At 59.0% G+C, this 14,695-nt stretch carries 15 protein-coding genes; 1 reads left to right on the top strand and 14 read right to left on the bottom strand.

Features of this window, described 5'->3' with window-relative positions:
* Positions 1-5: 5 nt before the first annotated feature.
* The 3 genes from plsX to ACZ5FP_RS10220 all read right to left on the bottom strand — a co-directional run bounded on the left by plsX (position 6) and on the right by ACZ5FP_RS10220 (position 2,444).
* Positions 6-1,085, bottom strand: a complete 1,080-nt coding sequence (plsX, locus tag ACZ5FP_RS10230; protein WP_464659943.1) for a phosphate acyltransferase PlsX — start codon at positions 1,083-1,085, stop codon at positions 6-8.
* 221 nt (positions 1,086-1,306) lie between these two features.
* Positions 1,307-1,870, bottom strand: a complete 564-nt coding sequence (locus ACZ5FP_RS10225; protein ID WP_463011359.1) for a YceD family protein — start codon at positions 1,868-1,870, stop codon at positions 1,307-1,309.
* Between the two features lie 13 nt (positions 1,871-1,883).
* Positions 1,884-2,444, bottom strand: a complete 561-nt coding sequence (locus ACZ5FP_RS10220) for a ubiquinol-cytochrome C chaperone family protein (RefSeq protein WP_288193387.1) — start codon at positions 2,442-2,444, stop codon at positions 1,884-1,886.
* Positions 2,445-2,567: 123 nt separating this feature from the next.
* Between ACZ5FP_RS10220 and ACZ5FP_RS10215 the strand changes: the two genes are divergently transcribed.
* Positions 2,568-3,074, top strand: coding sequence for an outer membrane protein assembly factor BamE (locus ACZ5FP_RS10215; RefSeq protein ID WP_346306623.1), 507 nt, complete (start codon positions 2,568-2,570; stop codon positions 3,072-3,074).
* Positions 3,075-3,142: 68 nt separating this feature from the next.
* Here the strand turns inward: ACZ5FP_RS10215 and ACZ5FP_RS10210 are convergent, their stop codons facing one another.
* The 11 genes from ACZ5FP_RS10210 to ACZ5FP_RS10160 all read right to left on the bottom strand — a co-directional run bounded on the left by ACZ5FP_RS10210 (position 3,143) and on the right by ACZ5FP_RS10160 (position 14,661).
* Positions 3,143-5,299 (bottom strand): sodium-translocating pyrophosphatase, encoded by a 2,157-nt coding sequence (locus ACZ5FP_RS10210; RefSeq protein WP_403172903.1) that lies wholly within the window; start codon positions 5,297-5,299, stop codon positions 3,143-3,145.
* A 374-nt stretch (positions 5,300-5,673) separates the two neighbouring features.
* Positions 5,674-6,180 carry a transcription antitermination factor NusB gene (nusB, locus tag ACZ5FP_RS10205; protein ID WP_223615721.1) on the bottom strand — a complete coding sequence of 169 codons (507 nt, stop codon included), beginning with the start codon at positions 6,178-6,180 and terminating at the stop codon, positions 5,674-5,676.
* 4 nt (positions 6,181-6,184) lie between these two features.
* Complete coding sequence (ribH, locus tag ACZ5FP_RS10200; RefSeq protein WP_091883905.1) at positions 6,185-6,646, bottom strand: 6,7-dimethyl-8-ribityllumazine synthase; 462 nt, start codon at positions 6,644-6,646, stop codon at positions 6,185-6,187.
* A gap of 56 nt (positions 6,647-6,702) precedes the next feature.
* Positions 6,703-7,317 (bottom strand): riboflavin synthase, encoded by a 615-nt coding sequence (locus tag ACZ5FP_RS10195; RefSeq protein ID WP_464659940.1) that lies wholly within the window; start codon positions 7,315-7,317, stop codon positions 6,703-6,705.
* A 10-nt stretch (positions 7,318-7,327) separates the two neighbouring features.
* Positions 7,328-8,437 carry a bifunctional diaminohydroxyphosphoribosylaminopyrimidine deaminase/5-amino-6-(5-phosphoribosylamino)uracil reductase RibD gene (gene ribD / locus ACZ5FP_RS10190; RefSeq protein ID WP_464659938.1) on the bottom strand — a complete coding sequence of 370 codons (1,110 nt, stop codon included), beginning with the start codon at positions 8,435-8,437 and terminating at the stop codon, positions 7,328-7,330.
* Positions 8,438-8,442: 5 nt separating this feature from the next.
* Positions 8,443-8,925, bottom strand: coding sequence for a transcriptional regulator NrdR (gene nrdR, locus ACZ5FP_RS10185; protein WP_105735609.1), 483 nt, complete (start codon positions 8,923-8,925; stop codon positions 8,443-8,445).
* A gap of 499 nt (positions 8,926-9,424) precedes the next feature.
* Positions 9,425-10,735, bottom strand: coding sequence for a serine hydroxymethyltransferase (gene glyA / locus ACZ5FP_RS10180; protein WP_403172868.1), 1,311 nt, complete (start codon positions 10,733-10,735; stop codon positions 9,425-9,427).
* A gap of 187 nt (positions 10,736-10,922) precedes the next feature.
* Positions 10,923-12,212 (bottom strand): L,D-transpeptidase family protein, encoded by a 1,290-nt coding sequence (locus tag ACZ5FP_RS10175; RefSeq protein WP_374042779.1) that lies wholly within the window; start codon positions 12,210-12,212, stop codon positions 10,923-10,925.
* Positions 12,213-12,526: 314 nt separating this feature from the next.
* Complete coding sequence (gene ldtR / locus ACZ5FP_RS10170) at positions 12,527-13,042, bottom strand: transcriptional regulator LdtR (protein WP_105735615.1); 516 nt, start codon at positions 13,040-13,042, stop codon at positions 12,527-12,529.
* Positions 13,043-13,180: 138 nt separating this feature from the next.
* Entirely contained in the window at positions 13,181-13,609 is a 429-nt protein-coding gene (locus ACZ5FP_RS10165) for a DUF6163 family protein (RefSeq protein ID WP_223615716.1), read from the bottom strand.
* On the bottom strand, positions 13,606-14,661 hold the full coding sequence (locus ACZ5FP_RS10160) for an enoyl-CoA hydratase/isomerase family protein (RefSeq protein ID WP_464659935.1): 1,056 nt from the start codon (positions 14,659-14,661) through the stop codon (positions 13,606-13,608). Before ACZ5FP_RS10160 ends, ACZ5FP_RS10165 begins: the two co-directional genes overlap by 4 nt.
* Positions 14,662-14,695: the final 34 nt, after the last annotated feature.

Here is a 14,695-nt window from a genome sequence, read left to right as displayed (position 1 = left end):
TTTTCCTACGCCTGTGGTTCTATCTCAGCTTCTGAATCATTTTCGGTCTCGCCCTGAAAAGCGACCCCGACCGGGCTTTTGTGAAAATGGCTCAGATCCGAGGCAATTTTGCTCAGGAGCTTGTTGCGCGCCATATCATAGCCGACATCGACGGCGGACGCGAAGCCCAGCGCATCGGTTCCGCCATGGCTCTTGATGACAACGCCATTGAGCCCGAGAAACACGCCGCCATTGATCTTGCGCGGGTCCATTTTCTCCCGCAGATGATTGAATGCGCCCTTGGCGAAGAGATAGCCGATCTTGGCCATCAATGTGCGGCCCATGGCATCGCGCAGATACTGCGCGAACTGCTTGGCCGTGCCCTCCGCCGTCTTCAGGGCGATGTTTCCGGTAAACCCTTCGGTGACCACCACATCGACGGTGCCCTTGCCGATGTCGTCGCCTTCGACGAAGCCGTAATATTCAAGGCTTGGCAAGGGAATCTCGCGCAAAATGCGCGCCGCGTCCTTGACGTCGTCCTGTCCCTTGATTTCTTCCACCCCGACATTGAGCAGGCCGATCGTCGGGCGTTCGATCTCGAACAGCGAACGGGCCATGGCGGCGCCCATGACGGCATAGTCGACCAGCTGCTGCGCGTCGGCACCGATGGTCGCGCCGATATCGAGCACGATGCTCTCACCGCGCAATGTCGGCCAGATGCCGGCAATGGCCGGGCGTTCGACATTGGCCATGGTGCGCAGGCAGAATTTCGACATGGCCATCAGCGCGCCGGTATTGCCCGCCGATACGCAGACATCCGCCTCGCCGGTTTTCACCGCCTCGATGGAGCGCCACATGGATGACTTCCAGCGGCCATTGCGCAAGGCCTGGCTGGGTTTTTCGTCCATCCGCACCGACACATCGCAGTGGTGGAATGTTGAGCTCGCAAGCGTGGGATGACGGTCGAGAACCGGCCTTACCTCTTCCTCACGACCGAAGATCACAAACCGGATATCAGGATGGCGCTCCAGCGCCGTTGCCAGACCGGGAATGACGATCTCAGGACCGAAATCACCGCCCATGGCATCAATGGAAATTCTGATCACTCTCGATTGTCCTGTTCAGTGAGTATGCTTGCTGGGTTTATCAATTGCTCAAAGACTCGGCGAAAATAGTCAATTTCCGTCGCTGTACAACCGGAATCTGCCGGACCTCCGGCACATAGACTGGAATCATTGTGAAAAACACTGCCCCTTTTTGGGTATTTTCCGTTGTTATAGCCCATCAGGGCAGTATTTCGATAGTCAGCCTCAGGAAATCGTCACAATCAAGGCTTCTGTTTCCAGTCCTTGAGGCCGGCAAACGGACTGACAGGCTTCTCCGCTGTTTCATCATCACCGAAGACAACCTCGATGGGTGCATCCGATACGCCCTCCTTGCGGGGATATGGATCAATGGCCAGCTCAAAAAACTCCTCGGCTATGGCACCGGCATCCAGCGTATCGCCGGAAAATGTCTCCGGTATATCGGGACCGTCGGCGCTGATGATCAGCTCGCCGTTCTCATCGAGCGGCAAACGCGCCAGCTTGGAGTTCTCCGGCACGAACAGCGTATCCACTTCCGCATTGACGACCGCATCGACAGGATCCGACGTGACAACGCAGGACTGGACGATCCGGGCCTTCACCACGCCGCGCACGCGTATGCCGTCCTTCTTCCAGGGAACAATCTGCAGATCGGCCTTGAACGACGTCACATCCTGCAATTCGTGAAAGTCCCGCAGCGCTATGCGCTCGCGCTCGTCCGCTTCGATCTTGACGGTCAGTCCCTTCTGCGGAAGCCGTTTGACCGAGACCGGGAAACTGAGTGCGCCATCGATATTTCTTGTCATTTTGCTCCCCTTCCTAATTCTGCAGGGTTTCTGCACCGGCGCTGGCGTCCGGAAAGGCCAGCTGCCCGCGGGCTATATCTTCATCCGACTGGTTTTCCAGGAACAACGCCGCTTGGATGGTGTATCCGGCCAGCGCTGAGGCGCCTGTCCATTCGCTGGTGTCAGGGCGGACATTGCGGGCCAGTGCGGCCGCCAGGGCCGGATGGTCGTTGGTCTGGAGCGCCTTGTCATAGGACTCCACCCGGCCATAGAACATGCGCGCCAGTTTCTTCATCCGCTTCGGGATACCGGAGTCGCCGATCCCAAGCTCCCGCAGCGAGTGATCCACGTCGCGGAAGAATTCATCCGTCACTTCCTGTCCGATCATCTTGAGGGCGGGCGTCCTGCCCTTTATCCGGCGCATGAAAAGAAAAACGTGCAAAGATACCATTTCATAGCGTCCGAGCGGCGAATCCGGCACATCAATGTCAGAATAGAGGTATGGCTGCCGCGCCGCCGCCACGATCACATCGTAGAGGGCTGTGGTAATCGCCTCATTTGCTTTGGCCTTCCGGCTGAATAAATTGAGAATCATATATGTGCTTTCACTTGGGTCGGGCCGCAACACGAGTCGCCGGTTGCATCGGACTTCAAGGTGGTTTACCGAAGTTCTGCGGGCAGCGAAAGACGTGGCCCCACTATTGAAATGGAGATGTCGTTGTTGCAGCGGATTTTCAAGGCCGATCGTTCCCGGGAATATCTTCTCGCCGGAACTCTGTTTTTTGTCGTAGGGCTTGCCGGCTGTAATACCGCCAACCTCAATCCATCCGAAACATTGTCGGAAGGCTATATTCTCGACGAGAAGGCGCTGGCGTTCGTTCCGGTCGGGTCCAGCCGCGAGCAGGTCATCCTGTCGCTTGGCAGCCCGTCCTCGACGGCAACGTTCGACAACGAAGTCTTCTACTACATTTCCCAGAAGCGCAAACGCAGCGTCGCCTTCATGCAGCCGAAGGTGACCGATCGTCGCATTCTTGCGGTTTATTTCGACCAGAAAAGCAAGGTCGCCAGCATTTCCAATTACGGATTGCAGGACGGCAAGGTTTTCGACTTCATCTCCCGCACCACGCCGACCGGCGGCAAGGACCTGTCGTTCCTCGGCCAGTTGCTCGCAGGCGTTGGCAAGGCACCCGGTTCCATTGGCGCAGGCGGACCTCCCGGTCAGTAATCCCTGAGCTGAAAACAAAAAACCCGCGAAACCTGATTTCGCGGGTTTTTCTTTGACGTGAAGGACGCTTATCCGTGCGCAAGCACCGCCAGCAGCAGCAAGGCCACGATGTTGGTGATCTTGATCGCCGGATTGACCGCAGGGCCAGCCGTGTCCTTGTAGGGATCGCCAACCGTATCGCCGGTCACGGAAGCCTTGTGGGCTTCAGAGCCCTTCAGGTGCCGCGTTCCATCCTTGTCGACAAAGCCGTCTTCGAAGGACTTCTTGGCATTGTCCCAGGCGCCGCCGCCGGATGTCATCGAAATGGCAACGAAAATGCCATTGATGATCACGCCGAGAAGCGAAGCACCGAGCGCGGCGAAGGCCGAGGCTTTTGAACCGGAAATCAACAGCACGCCGAAATAGACGACGAGCGGCGCCAATACCGGCAGCAGCGACGGCACGACCATTTCCTTGATGGCGGCACGGGTGAGAATATCCACCGCCCGCGCATAATCCGGACGCTCCGTACCGGCCATGATGCCCGGCTTTTCACGGAACTGCCTGCGCACCTCTTCCACCACGGAACCCGCCGCACGGCCAACGGCCGTCATCGCGATACCGCCGAAGAGGTAGGGGATGAGACCGCCGAAGATCAGACCGGCGACAACGTAGGGATTGGACAATTCGAACGATACGGCGCCTATTCCCTTGAAATAGGAGAAGGCCGTCGAACCATCCTTGTTCGCTTCGCTGATGAAGAACTGCAGGTCGTTGGAATAGGCGGCAAACAGCACCAGCGCGCCCAAACCGGCCGAACCGATTGCATAGCCCTTGGTCACGGCTTTCGTCGTGTTGCCAACGGCATCCAGCGCGTCGGTGGACTTGCGCACGTCCGGATCAAGCCCGGCCATTTCCGCGATACCGCCGGCATTGTCCGTCACCGGACCGAAGGCATCGAGCGCAACGATCATGCCGGCAATGCCGAGCATGGCGGTAACGGCGATGCCGGTGCCGAACAGCCCGGCAAGCTGGTAGGTCGAGATGATGCCGCCGACGATGACCAGGGCGGGCAGCGCCGTCGATTCAAGCGACACGGCCAGACCCTGGATGACGTTGGTGCCGTGGCCGGTCACCGACGCCTGGGCAATCGAATTGACCGGACGCTTGTTGGTGCCGGTATAATATTCGGTGATCACCACGATCAATCCCGTCACCACGAGCCCGACAAGGCCGCAATAGAAGAGGTTGATGCCGGTGATCGACTTGCCTGCGACCGTTCCCACCTCACCCCAGCCGACAGTCATCGACGTGGCAAGGGCAAGACCGGCAATCGACAGAAGACCCGTCACAATGAGGCCCTTGTAGAGAGCGCCCATGATCGAGTTGTTCGCACCGAGCTTGACGAAGAACGTCCCGGCAATCGAGGTGATGATGCAGGCGCCGCAGATGGCGAGCGGATAGAGCATGACCGTGCTCAGGACGGGCGTTGCGGCAAAGAAGATGGCACCCAGAACCATGGTGGCAACAATGGTCACCGCATAGGTTTCGAAAAGGTCGGCGGCCATGCCGGCGCAGTCGCCGACATTGTCGCCCACATTGTCGGCGATGGTTGCCGGGTTGCGCGGGTCATCTTCGGGAATTCCGGCTTCAACCTTGCCGACGAGATCGCCGCCGACATCGGCACCCTTGGTGAAGATGCCACCGCCAAGACGGGCAAAGATGGAAATAAGCGACGCACCGAACCCGAGGGAGACAAGCGCGTCAATGACAACACGGTCCGCAGGCAGATGGCCCATCGGGCCGGTCAGGATATAATAATAGACCGAGACGCCCAAAAGCGCGAGACCGGCGACCAGCATGCCGGTGATCGCGCCGGATTTGAAGGCGATCTCGAGACCGGCGGCGAGACTGCGGGACGATGCCTGCGCCGTGCGCACATTGGCACGGACGGAAACATGCATGCCGATGAAACCGGCAAGCCCCGACAAGACAGCACCGATCATGAAGCCGACTGCCGCGGTGGAAGACAAGAGGTACCAGACTGCTAGAAAGACAACGACGCCAACCATGGCGATCGTGGTATACTGACGTGTGAGATAGGCCTGTGCACCTTCGCGAATTGCACCGGCGATTTCTTGCATGCGCGCATTGCCCTGGTCCGCTGCGAGCACCGATTGGGTAGCCCAGAAAGCGTAAACGACAGACAGCAGACCGCAGGCGATGACGAGAAACAGTATAGTCATGCCACTCCCTCAGATTTTGACCCGAAAAATACCCCTCCCCAGGTCAGGTTCGGTACGGCACGCAAAATCTGCCAGGCCGGCAGAAACGCGACCGTATGTACTAGGAGTAACGAAGCGGATGCGAAAAGGTCAAGGCCTTTCGCTGAGGCGGCTCAGGGTTGGGATAAGCTTGCCAACAGGCACGATGGAACACCCCCCTCTGGGCTGCCGCCCATCTCCCCCACAAGGGGGGAGATCAGCTGTCAGAGCCACTGCAAATCAACTGCCAACGTCAAAGACACTGTAACCACATCGATGCCGATGTGATCTCCCCCCTTGTGGGGGAGATGTCCGGCAGGACAGAGGGGGTGTCCGCCACTTTCAATGAATGGACGTCAGCCGCGCGGGTTCTTCGCGCCGCGGCTTTCACCGCGCAATTCGAAGGCCAGACGGTCGAGCACGGCATTCACCAGTTTGGGTTCGTCTTCCGTGTAGAAGGCCTTGGCGATGTCGATATACTCCGAAACGATAACCGCCGTCGGCACATCGGGACGGTTCTTCAGTTCCCAGATACCGGCACGCAGGATCGCCCGCAGCGTGGAATCGAGCCGCGACAGCGGCCAGTCTTCGGTCAGGGCCTGACGGATCATCGGATCGAGGGATGTCTGCTCGGCCACCACACCGGCGACAATGGCACGGAACCATTGCGGATCGGCATCCAGATACTGCGTACCGTCGACTTCCTTGCCGAGACGGTGCGCTTCATATTCCGCCACCACCTCGATCACGCCGGTTCCGGCAACATCCATCTGGTACAGTGCCTGCACCGCCGCCAGGCGGGCAACGCCGCGCTTGTTGGCGGGCTTTACAGCGGGACTTTCCCCATCTTTGGAAGCAGGCATCCGGTCAGGCTCCGAGTTTTTCCTTGAGGGCAATCATGGTCAAGGCAGCGCGCGCTGCAAAGCCACCCTTGTCCTTGTCCTCGCGGCGGGCACGGGCCCAGGCCTGCTCTTCATTCTCGACGGTGAGAATGCCATTGCCGATGGCAATGCTTTCATCCACCGCAAGCTCCATCAGAGCACGGCAGGATTCATTGGCAACGATATCGAAATGATAGGTTTCGCCGCGAATGACCGTACCAAGCGCCACGAAGCCATCATACTCCGTTCCGCCGTCTTCCGCTGCATCGAGGGCAAAGGAAATGGCGGCAGGCACTTCAAGCGCGCCGGGAACGGTCACGACATCATAGGTTGCCTTGCCTTCATCGAGCGCCAGCTTGGCACCGTTCAGCAGGGCATCCGACAGGTCGTCGTAGAATCGCGCTTCCACGATCAACAGATGGGGCGCATGCGCCTTTTTTTTGGACATGGAAAACTCCAGAACTCAATGGGGGTGGCGAAGATGCTCCGCCTCTGCGTGTGGTCCTAGGCTGATTTCGGATATTCTGCAAGCCGTGCAGCGTATCTCGCCATCTGATCGATCTCGATATTCACCTTGTCACCGGCCTTGCGGTCGCCCCAGGTGGTGACTTCAAGCGAATGGCGGATCAGCAGGACATCGAATTCATTGCCATTGACGGCATTGACCGTCAGCGACGTGCCGTCGAGCGCCACGGAGCCTTTCGGCGCGATGAACCGCGCCAGTTCTTCCGGCACCCGCAGCGCGAAACGGACGGCATCGCCCTCATCCTCGCGCTTGACGATCTCGGCCATGGCATCGATATGGCCGGAGACAAGGTGCCCGCCCATCTCGTCGCCCAGCTTCAGTGAGCGTTCCAGGTTGATGCGCGTGCCGTTCTTCCAGTTGGCGATGCTGGTCAGGCGCAAAGCCTCTTCCCAGGCTTCCACCTCGAACCAGCGGGCATTCGAACCCTTTTCCGGCAGCGTCACGACGGTCAGGCACACGCCTGAACAGGAGATGGAGGCGCCGATCTCGATCGTCTGCGGATCGTAATTGGTCTCCACGCGCAGAAGCACGCCTTCATTGAGCGGCTTGACCTGACCTATCTTGCCGATATCCGTTACAATTCCCGTAAACATGCATGGTTCCTCAGATGGGTCTTACGTATTCGCGATAGTGATCGTCACCGAAGCGGTCATCCCGCGACAGCGTGAAGTCACGAGCGATATGGGAAGAAAGTTCCGGTACTGCAAGACCGCCGTCCGATCCGATTGCCAGCGGGCCTTCAAAAAGCGCAATGCGGTCAACGAGATCGTCCTGCAGAAGCGCGGACGCGACAGCAGCACCGCCCTCCACCATCAGCGTGGCGATGCCCTGCGCCGCCAGATCGTCGAGCAGTTCCGGCAGCGCGGTTGCGCCACAATCGGTTTCGGTCGCGAGCATGCGGCAGCCCGCCGCGACCAGCGCCTGGCGCTTGGCCGGATCGGCCTGGGCGCTGGCGGCAATCCACAGGGGAACGCTACCCGCCGATTGCACCAGCTTGCTGTCCAGCGGCAGACGCAGCCGGCTGTCGAGCACGATGCGCACCGGCGAGCGGTCTTCCAGCCCCGGCAGGCGGCAGGTCAAGACGGGGTCATCGGCCAGCGCCGTGCCGATTCCCACGAGAATGGCATCGGATTCAGCCCGCATCAGGTGCACCTGCGCCCGCGCAATCGGGCCGGTGATGGCAATCTGGCCCGTCCCGTGCCTGCCGATATAGCCATCGGCGGAAAGTGCAAGTTTCAGAGTCACTTCCGGGCGTTTTTTCGATGATCGAATCAGGTAGCCGGCGAGATAATCGGCGGCTTCCGCTGCCAGAACGCCGGTCACCACCTCAATGCCGCCATTGCGCAGGATGGCATAGCCCCTGCCCGCCACCCGGTCATCCGGGTCATTGGCGGCGGCAACGACGCGGCTGACACCCGCCGTGACCAGTGCATCGGCACAGGGCGGCGTCTTGCCGTGATGGGCGCAGGGTTCGAGCGTGACATAGGCGGTAGCGCCCCTCGCCCGGTCGCCAGCCTCGGCCAGGGCTTGTGTTTCCGCATGCGGCCGCCCGCCGATGGCGGTCACGCCACGCCCGGCAATGACACCATCCTTGTCGACAATCAGCGTGGCGACGGACGGGTTTGTTCCCGTCAGCCCCTGATGGCTGCGCGACAGACGAATGGCCGCAGCCATGTAGCGCCGGTCAAGCGCACTCTGCTCCGATGGGTTCATGCGGTTCACTCATCCTCGACCGGATCGGACGCAACATCGCCAGCCGTGATTTCGTCGATCACATTGTGGAAATCCTTGGCCTCGCGGAAATTGCGGTAGACCGAGGCGAAGCGGATGTAGGCGATGTCATCGATGCCTTTCAGCGCATCCATGACCAGCCGGCCGATTTCGTCAGAGCTGACCTCCGGTTCGCCGGAGCTTTCGAGCTGGCGGACAATGCCCGACACCGCGCGCTCCACCCGTTCCGGATCGACCTGCCGCTTGCGCAGCGCCACTTCCACCGAACGCATCAGCTTGTCGCGGTCGAAAGCCACCTTGCGGCCACTCTTCTTGATCACGCTCAGATCGCGCAGCTGCACGCGCTCGAAGGTGGTGAAGCGCCCGCCGCACACGGTACAGATGCGCCGTCTGCGGATCACCGCCCCATCTTCGGCGGGGCGGGAATCTTTCACCTGAGTATCCTCAGACTGGCAGTAGGGACAACGCATCGTTTGGCTTTCCGGAGATGATTCTGAAATCGGTAGTGGTCCGATTCTGACATTTGCGTCCCTTTGATACAGGCCATTCAGGCAAATGTCAGAATCAAAGGACCACTAGCAAGTCTATGATACTAGTGGAACTTTGAATTTGACATCCGCATGTTGCGGGTGATGTCAAACGGGGTGCGGATGTCAAATTCGTTCCACTAGGGGAAGATAGTGGCTTTCGGTACGATATAAAAGCACCCTGGCCGCAACGATGTGTCAAAGAAATGGTTGGCGTGGCTAATCTTGACCGGCGGGTGGCAAAGCTGCTGTGTGTGGTTCGACAAGCTCACCATGAGGGAGATGGAGGATTGCAGGGAGCCATACCCTGCAACCTTTGCGAATAGCTTGACGCCAACTCACCGCCCTCATGGTGAGCTTGTCGAACCACGCACTTCCTCCCGCACCCGCAAACAAAAATGGCGGCGCTCAAGCACCGCCATTTCCAGTATTTCTCCCGGATTTACTGTCCGAGATAGGGGTAAAGCGGGAAGCGGCCAGTCAGCTCGACGACCTTGGTCTGCACGGCCTTTTCCACCGCTGCATTGCCCTCATCGGAATTGGCAACCTTCAGGCCATCGAGCACTTCCGAAATCAGATTGCCGATCTCGGTGAATTCGGCCGCGCCGAAACCGCGCGTCGTGCCAGCCGGCGTGCCCAGGCGCACGCCCGAGGTGACGAACGGCTTTTCCGGGTCGAACGGGATGCCGTTCTTGTTGCAGGTGATGTTGGCGCGGCCAAGCGCGGCTTCCGCACGCTTGCCGGTGGCGTTCTTGGGACGCAGGTCCACCAGCATCAAATGGTTGTCCGTGCCACCCGAAACGATGTTGAGGCCGTTCTTCTTCAGCGATTCTGCCAGGGTACGGGCATTGTTCACGACATTCTGGCCGTAGGTCTTGAATTCCGGCTTCAGCGCTTCGCCGAAAGCCACGGCCTTGGCGGCGATGACATGCATCAGCGGTCCGCCCTGCAGGCCGGGGAAGACAGCCGAATTGATCTTCTTGGCAATATCAGCGTCGTTGGTCAGGATCATGCCGCCGCGCGGGCCGCGCAGGGATTTGTGCGTCGTAGTGGTGGTGACATGCGCATGCGGTAGCGGCGACGGGTGCACACCGGCAGCCACGAGACCGGCGATGTGCGCCATGTCGACCATGAGATAGGCGCCGATCGCGTCGGCGATCTGGCGGAAGCGTTCGAAATCCCAGACGCGCGAATAGGCCGTGCCGCCGGCAATGATCAGCTTTGGCTTGTGCTGATGCGCCAGGCGTTCGATTTCGGCCATGTCGAGCAGGTTGTCGTCCTGGCGCACGCCATAGGAAACGACATTGAACCATTTGCCGGACATGTTAACGGGCGAACCGTGGGTCAGGTGCCCGCCGGAATTGAGGTCGAGGCCCATGAAGGTGTCGCCCGGCTGCAGCAGTGCCAGGAACACGGCCTGGTTCATCTGGCTGCCGGAATTCGGCTGCACATTGGCATATTCGCAGTTGAACAGTTTTTTGGCGCGCTCGATGGCCAGTTCTTCCGCGATATCGACAAACTGGCAGCCGCCATAATAGCGCTTGCCCGGATAGCCCTCGGCATATTTGTTGGTCATGATCGAGCCCTGTGCCTCAAGCACGGCACGCGAAACGATGTTTTCCGAGGCGATCAGCTCGATCTCGTGGCGCTGGCGGCCCAGTTCCTTGCGGATGGAGCCAAAAATTTCCGGATCGATGTCTTCGAGTGATGCGTTGAAAAATGTATCTGCAACGGAAGCGCTTGCATTCGACATGGTGCCTGGACCCTCATTTGCCGGTAAGTGAGTAGGTATTTCCGGCGCATTATCATACTTAAACGATCAAGGCCAATGGCCGGTGGGCGAAAAGCACTAGCCCGAAACCGCCATCCACCATTCAAATGCAAAAAGACCGCCCGGAGGCGGTCTTTGCAATATCAGCATATTCAAGCAGATGCGGCGATCAGGTGTTGGTGCCGATCGACAAGGCCTGCTGGCCATCGCGCTCATAAATATCGTCGCGCAGCTGGACAACGCCGTCGCCGGTCGACCAGGCGCTGACATAGACGAAATGCAGGGGAACCGGATCGGCAACGGCAATCGGCGTGTTGACGCCGGATTTGATCGTCGCATCCATGGTCTGGCGGTCCCAGCCCGGCGTGTTGCGCAGCAGCCAGACATTCAGGTCGCGCACGTTCTGCACGCGCACGCAGCCTGAGGAATCGAAGCGCATTAGCTTGTTGAAATTGCCCTGCTGCGGCGTGTCATGCATGTAAACCGCATAGGGATTGGGGAAGTTGATCTTGGTCGAGGACATGGCGTTGATCTTGCCCGGGTCCTGACGGAACATCAGCTTGACCGCATCGTCGGTGTTCCAGTCGACGCTTTCCGGCGGCACTTCCTGGCGCTGTTCGTTGAACAGGCGAATCTTGTTGCGCGTTAGGTATGTCGGGTCCTTGCGCATCAGCGGGATAATATCCTTCTGGATGATCGACTTCGGTGCCGTCCAGTAAGGGTTGAGAATGACTTCGGAGATCTTGGAGTCGAGAATCGGCGTCTGGCGGTCGATCTTGCCGACAATGGCCGTATGGCGCTGCACGACGCGGCCGCCCTCGACGGCCTCGATCTGCGCGGCCGGAATATTGACCATGACATAACGGGCGCCCTGGTTGGCAGCGGCGAGCGTGCGCACGCGCTCCAGATTGGTCTGCAGCTGGCCAAGCCGGATATTGGCCGGAATGTTCATGGCGGCAATGGTGAACTGGCCCATGACGCCATCGGCGGGAAGGCCGTGGCGGGTCTGGAAACGCTTCACCGCCGCATCGACATAGGTGTCGAACGAATTGGAAATGCCGGCGCTCGCGGACAGATCACCCGATACCATCAGGCGCTTGCGCAGGATGGAAACGGAAGGATCGACAACGCCGAGTTGCAGTTTGGTGGTAACCGGCACGTTCGGCCAGCCGCCACCGGCAACGATCTGGTTGTAGCTGTTGATGGCCGCCTGAATGAAGGACACCGTCTCGGGGCTGGCAATCGGCTGGAAGCTGGCCACCTTGGCGTGGGCGCTGGAGCGAGCGTCGAACTGATCGTCCCAGTTGCCGCGGCGCGGAGAAGCAAGGATGTCGTTGATTGCGGCATCTTCCGCCCAGGCGGACGATGCAATGGCAGCCAAACCAGCTGTTGCCACGCCCGTGAGGAATGTGCGGCGATCAAGCGCTGATGATCCTAGTTTCTTCATAGTATTGCCCAACCCAATTGGAAGTTCTGTAACCAACCCGTCGCCTCATAACGCAGAACACGGATTATGGTTTCCAAAATTATCAGGAACACCCTTAATAAACAGCAACTTTTGCACTGATCGCGTTATCGTGATGGTTCGAGCGCCGATCAGCCCGTGCGGAGGCCGCTATTTAAGCTTCACTGAATTATGGAATAACTCAAAACGCCATTCCACGCCATTATGGCGGATTGATGACTTTTGGCCCGTTGGCACAGCCCTGCACAGCAAAGCCCGCCTTCGCTGTCACGCGAAGGCGGGCTTTTGTTTGGCAGCGGTCTCGAGGATTACATGCGGTAGGCGATGGTATCGTTCCAGAAGCGGTCGAGACGCTGCAACGCCTTGTTCATCGACTGGAATTCTTCCGCCTTGATGCCGCCGACATGCTCGATCGAAGCCACGTGACGTTCGTAAAGGCCTGCAACCAGTTCGGCCACTTCATTGCCCTTCTCCGTCAGGCTGACGCGAACCGAACGGCGGTCGGTGCGGGAACGCTCGTGGGAGATGAAGCCGAGTTCGACCAGTTTCTTCAGATTGTAGGACACGTTCGAGCCGAGATAGTAACCGCGGCTGCGCAGTTCACCGGCGGTCAGTTCAGCATTGCCTATGTTGAAAAGCAGCAATGCCTGGATGGCGTTGATGTCGCTGCGGCCGTTGCGGTCGAATTCATCTTTGACAACGTCAAGTAAACGACGATGCAGACGTTCGACCAACTGAAGTGCTTCAAGATAAAGAGTCCGCAATGCTGTATCATTGACGGTCGCATGCGGGCTCGTGCCAGACTTTCTCTGTATGTTGTTCATAATACCTGCCTCACTGTTGTTTCGGTGTATTTTTCTCACCGTTGAGGCAACACTATCGAATACGCATAAAATTCGAATTAAAACTCAGACTTAACAGTACCTTACCACGAGGCATGCAATTTCAGGCTTAATGAAGACTTACCGCTGCGGCATGGCCTGCTGGCGCTTCTGCAGCAAAAGCACGATACGGAAGGCGATATAGAGCAAGGCGACGCAGCCATGGATAACGGCGATTGCCGGCCGGTAATAAAAGTATTCCCAGAACACCGTGAACATCAGCGTCTCACCCGCGGCAGCCACGAACCAGATGACGGGACCCCACGAAACCATCATCCAGAGCCCGGTCGCCGCCACGGGAAACAGCATGGCCAGCGACACGGACGCCACCTTCCATTGCCAGGGCATCAGGTCGAAGCGCCAGAGCAGCCCGTCGTAATAGCCCATGATCTGCACCCAGTAACCGACACCGGCCGCGAGGCAATACAGCGACACCAAACGCAGCAGCCAGATGAATCCGGTCTGGGCCAGCGTCGAATCGAAGGGCAGATGGGTGGGCTTCTCGATCATGTAAGCTGCAGTTCCCGCTCGCCCAGAGGCGCGAAATAAGCGTCCACCATCTCCGGCGTCACGTCTTCGACCGTTGCGGGCTGCCAGACCGGCGCATTGTCCTTATCGACCAGCAGCGCCCGGACACCTTCATAGAAATCGTGGTTTTCCAGCATTCGGGACAGGATCCGGTATTCCATCTGCATGCATTGATCCATGTCGAGATCACGTCCTTCTTCGATCTGCCTGAACGTCACGTGCAGGCTGGTGGGAGAACGTGTCCTGACGATATCCAGAACGCGCTGCGCATCCTCGTTTCCGTTCACACCGGCAGCGGCCAGGCGGATGAGACAACCGCCAAGCGTTTGCGAATCGAAGAGCACGCCGATCATATCGCGTATTTTTTCACTGGTTTCATAGTCCGGATTGATCGTTTTGCCGTGCAAGGCTTCCGCCGGGTCGCCTGTTTTGATCAGGCTGTGGCGGATCGCCTCCTTGTCCTGCGCCCGGATGGCATGGGTGGCAATGCCGCTCTGCAGGCAATCGCCCTGGCGGATACGGTTGCCGGTCAGAGCGAGATAGGTGCCGAAATGTTCGGGCAAATGCGGCAGGAAGGCGCTGCCGCCCACATCGGGAAAGAAGCCGATACCGACTTCCGGCATGGCGAACATGACATTTTCCGTGACGATCCGGTGCGAGCCATGCACGGAAATGCCGACGCCGCCGCCCATGACGATGCCGTCGATCAGGGAAACATAAGGTTTTGGAAAATGGCGGATGAAGGCGTTGAGCCGGTACTCGTCGTAAAAGAAGTCATAGAGCGGCTTGCCCGCCTGCCCCGCATGGTAGACGGCAAGAATATCGCCGCCCGCACAAAAGGCGCGGCCTTCGCCTTCCACGATGACACAGGCGATATCGGGATCGGCGGCCCATGCCTGCAGGGCGCGATGCATCGCCCGGACCATGATCGGGGTCAGGGCATTGAGGGCTTTCGGGCGTGTCAAACGAACCAGTCCGGCCTTGCCCCTGGTTTCGAATACTATTTCGCCTTCGCCGCCGAAATCGATTTCCATGCACCCCTCCTCATTGATTATTATGAGGTTAGGA

It is taken from the genome of Phyllobacterium sp. T2-21 (genome assembly GCF_055378485.1).
The sequence above is the reverse complement of the archived record's forward strand: the minus strand, read 5'-3'. Positions and strand labels throughout refer to the sequence as shown.

What these genes read in the sequence shown, in the direction of transcription:
- ACZ5FP_RS10225 (WP_463011359.1), bottom strand. Translation starts at nt 1,870, where the DNA reads ATGACAAGAAATATCGATGGCGCACTCAGTTTCCCGGTCTCGGTCAAA.
- ACZ5FP_RS10220 (WP_288193387.1), bottom strand. Translation starts at nt 2,444, where the DNA reads ATGATTCTCAATTTATTCAGCCGGAAGGCCAAAGCAAATGAGGCGATT.
- ACZ5FP_RS10210 (WP_403172903.1), bottom strand. Translation starts at nt 5,299, where the DNA reads ATGACTATACTGTTTCTCGTCATCGCCTGCGGTCTGCTGTCTGTCGTT.
- nusB (WP_223615721.1), bottom strand. Translation starts at nt 6,180, where the DNA reads ATGCCTGCTTCCAAAGATGGGGAAAGTCCCGCTGTAAAGCCCGCCAAC.
- ribH (WP_091883905.1), bottom strand. Translation starts at nt 6,646, where the DNA reads ATGTCCAAAAAAAAGGCGCATGCGCCCCATCTGTTGATCGTGGAAGCG.
- ACZ5FP_RS10195 (WP_464659940.1), bottom strand. Translation starts at nt 7,317, where the DNA reads ATGTTTACGGGAATTGTAACGGATATCGGCAAGATAGGTCAGGTCAAG.
- ribD (WP_464659938.1), bottom strand. Translation starts at nt 8,437, where the DNA reads ATGAACCCATCGGAGCAGAGTGCGCTTGACCGGCGCTACATGGCTGCG.
- nrdR (WP_105735609.1), bottom strand. Translation starts at nt 8,925, where the DNA reads ATGCGTTGTCCCTACTGCCAGTCTGAGGATACTCAGGTGAAAGATTCC.
- glyA (WP_403172868.1), bottom strand. Translation starts at nt 10,735, where the DNA reads ATGTCGAATGCAAGCGCTTCCGTTGCAGATACATTTTTCAACGCATCA.
- ldtR (WP_105735615.1), bottom strand. Translation starts at nt 13,042, where the DNA reads ATGAACAACATACAGAGAAAGTCTGGCACGAGCCCGCATGCGACCGTC.
- ACZ5FP_RS10165 (WP_223615716.1), bottom strand. Translation starts at nt 13,609, where the DNA reads ATGATCGAGAAGCCCACCCATCTGCCCTTCGATTCGACGCTGGCCCAG.
- ACZ5FP_RS10160 (WP_464659935.1), bottom strand. Translation starts at nt 14,661, where the DNA reads ATGGAAATCGATTTCGGCGGCGAAGGCGAAATAGTATTCGAAACCAGG.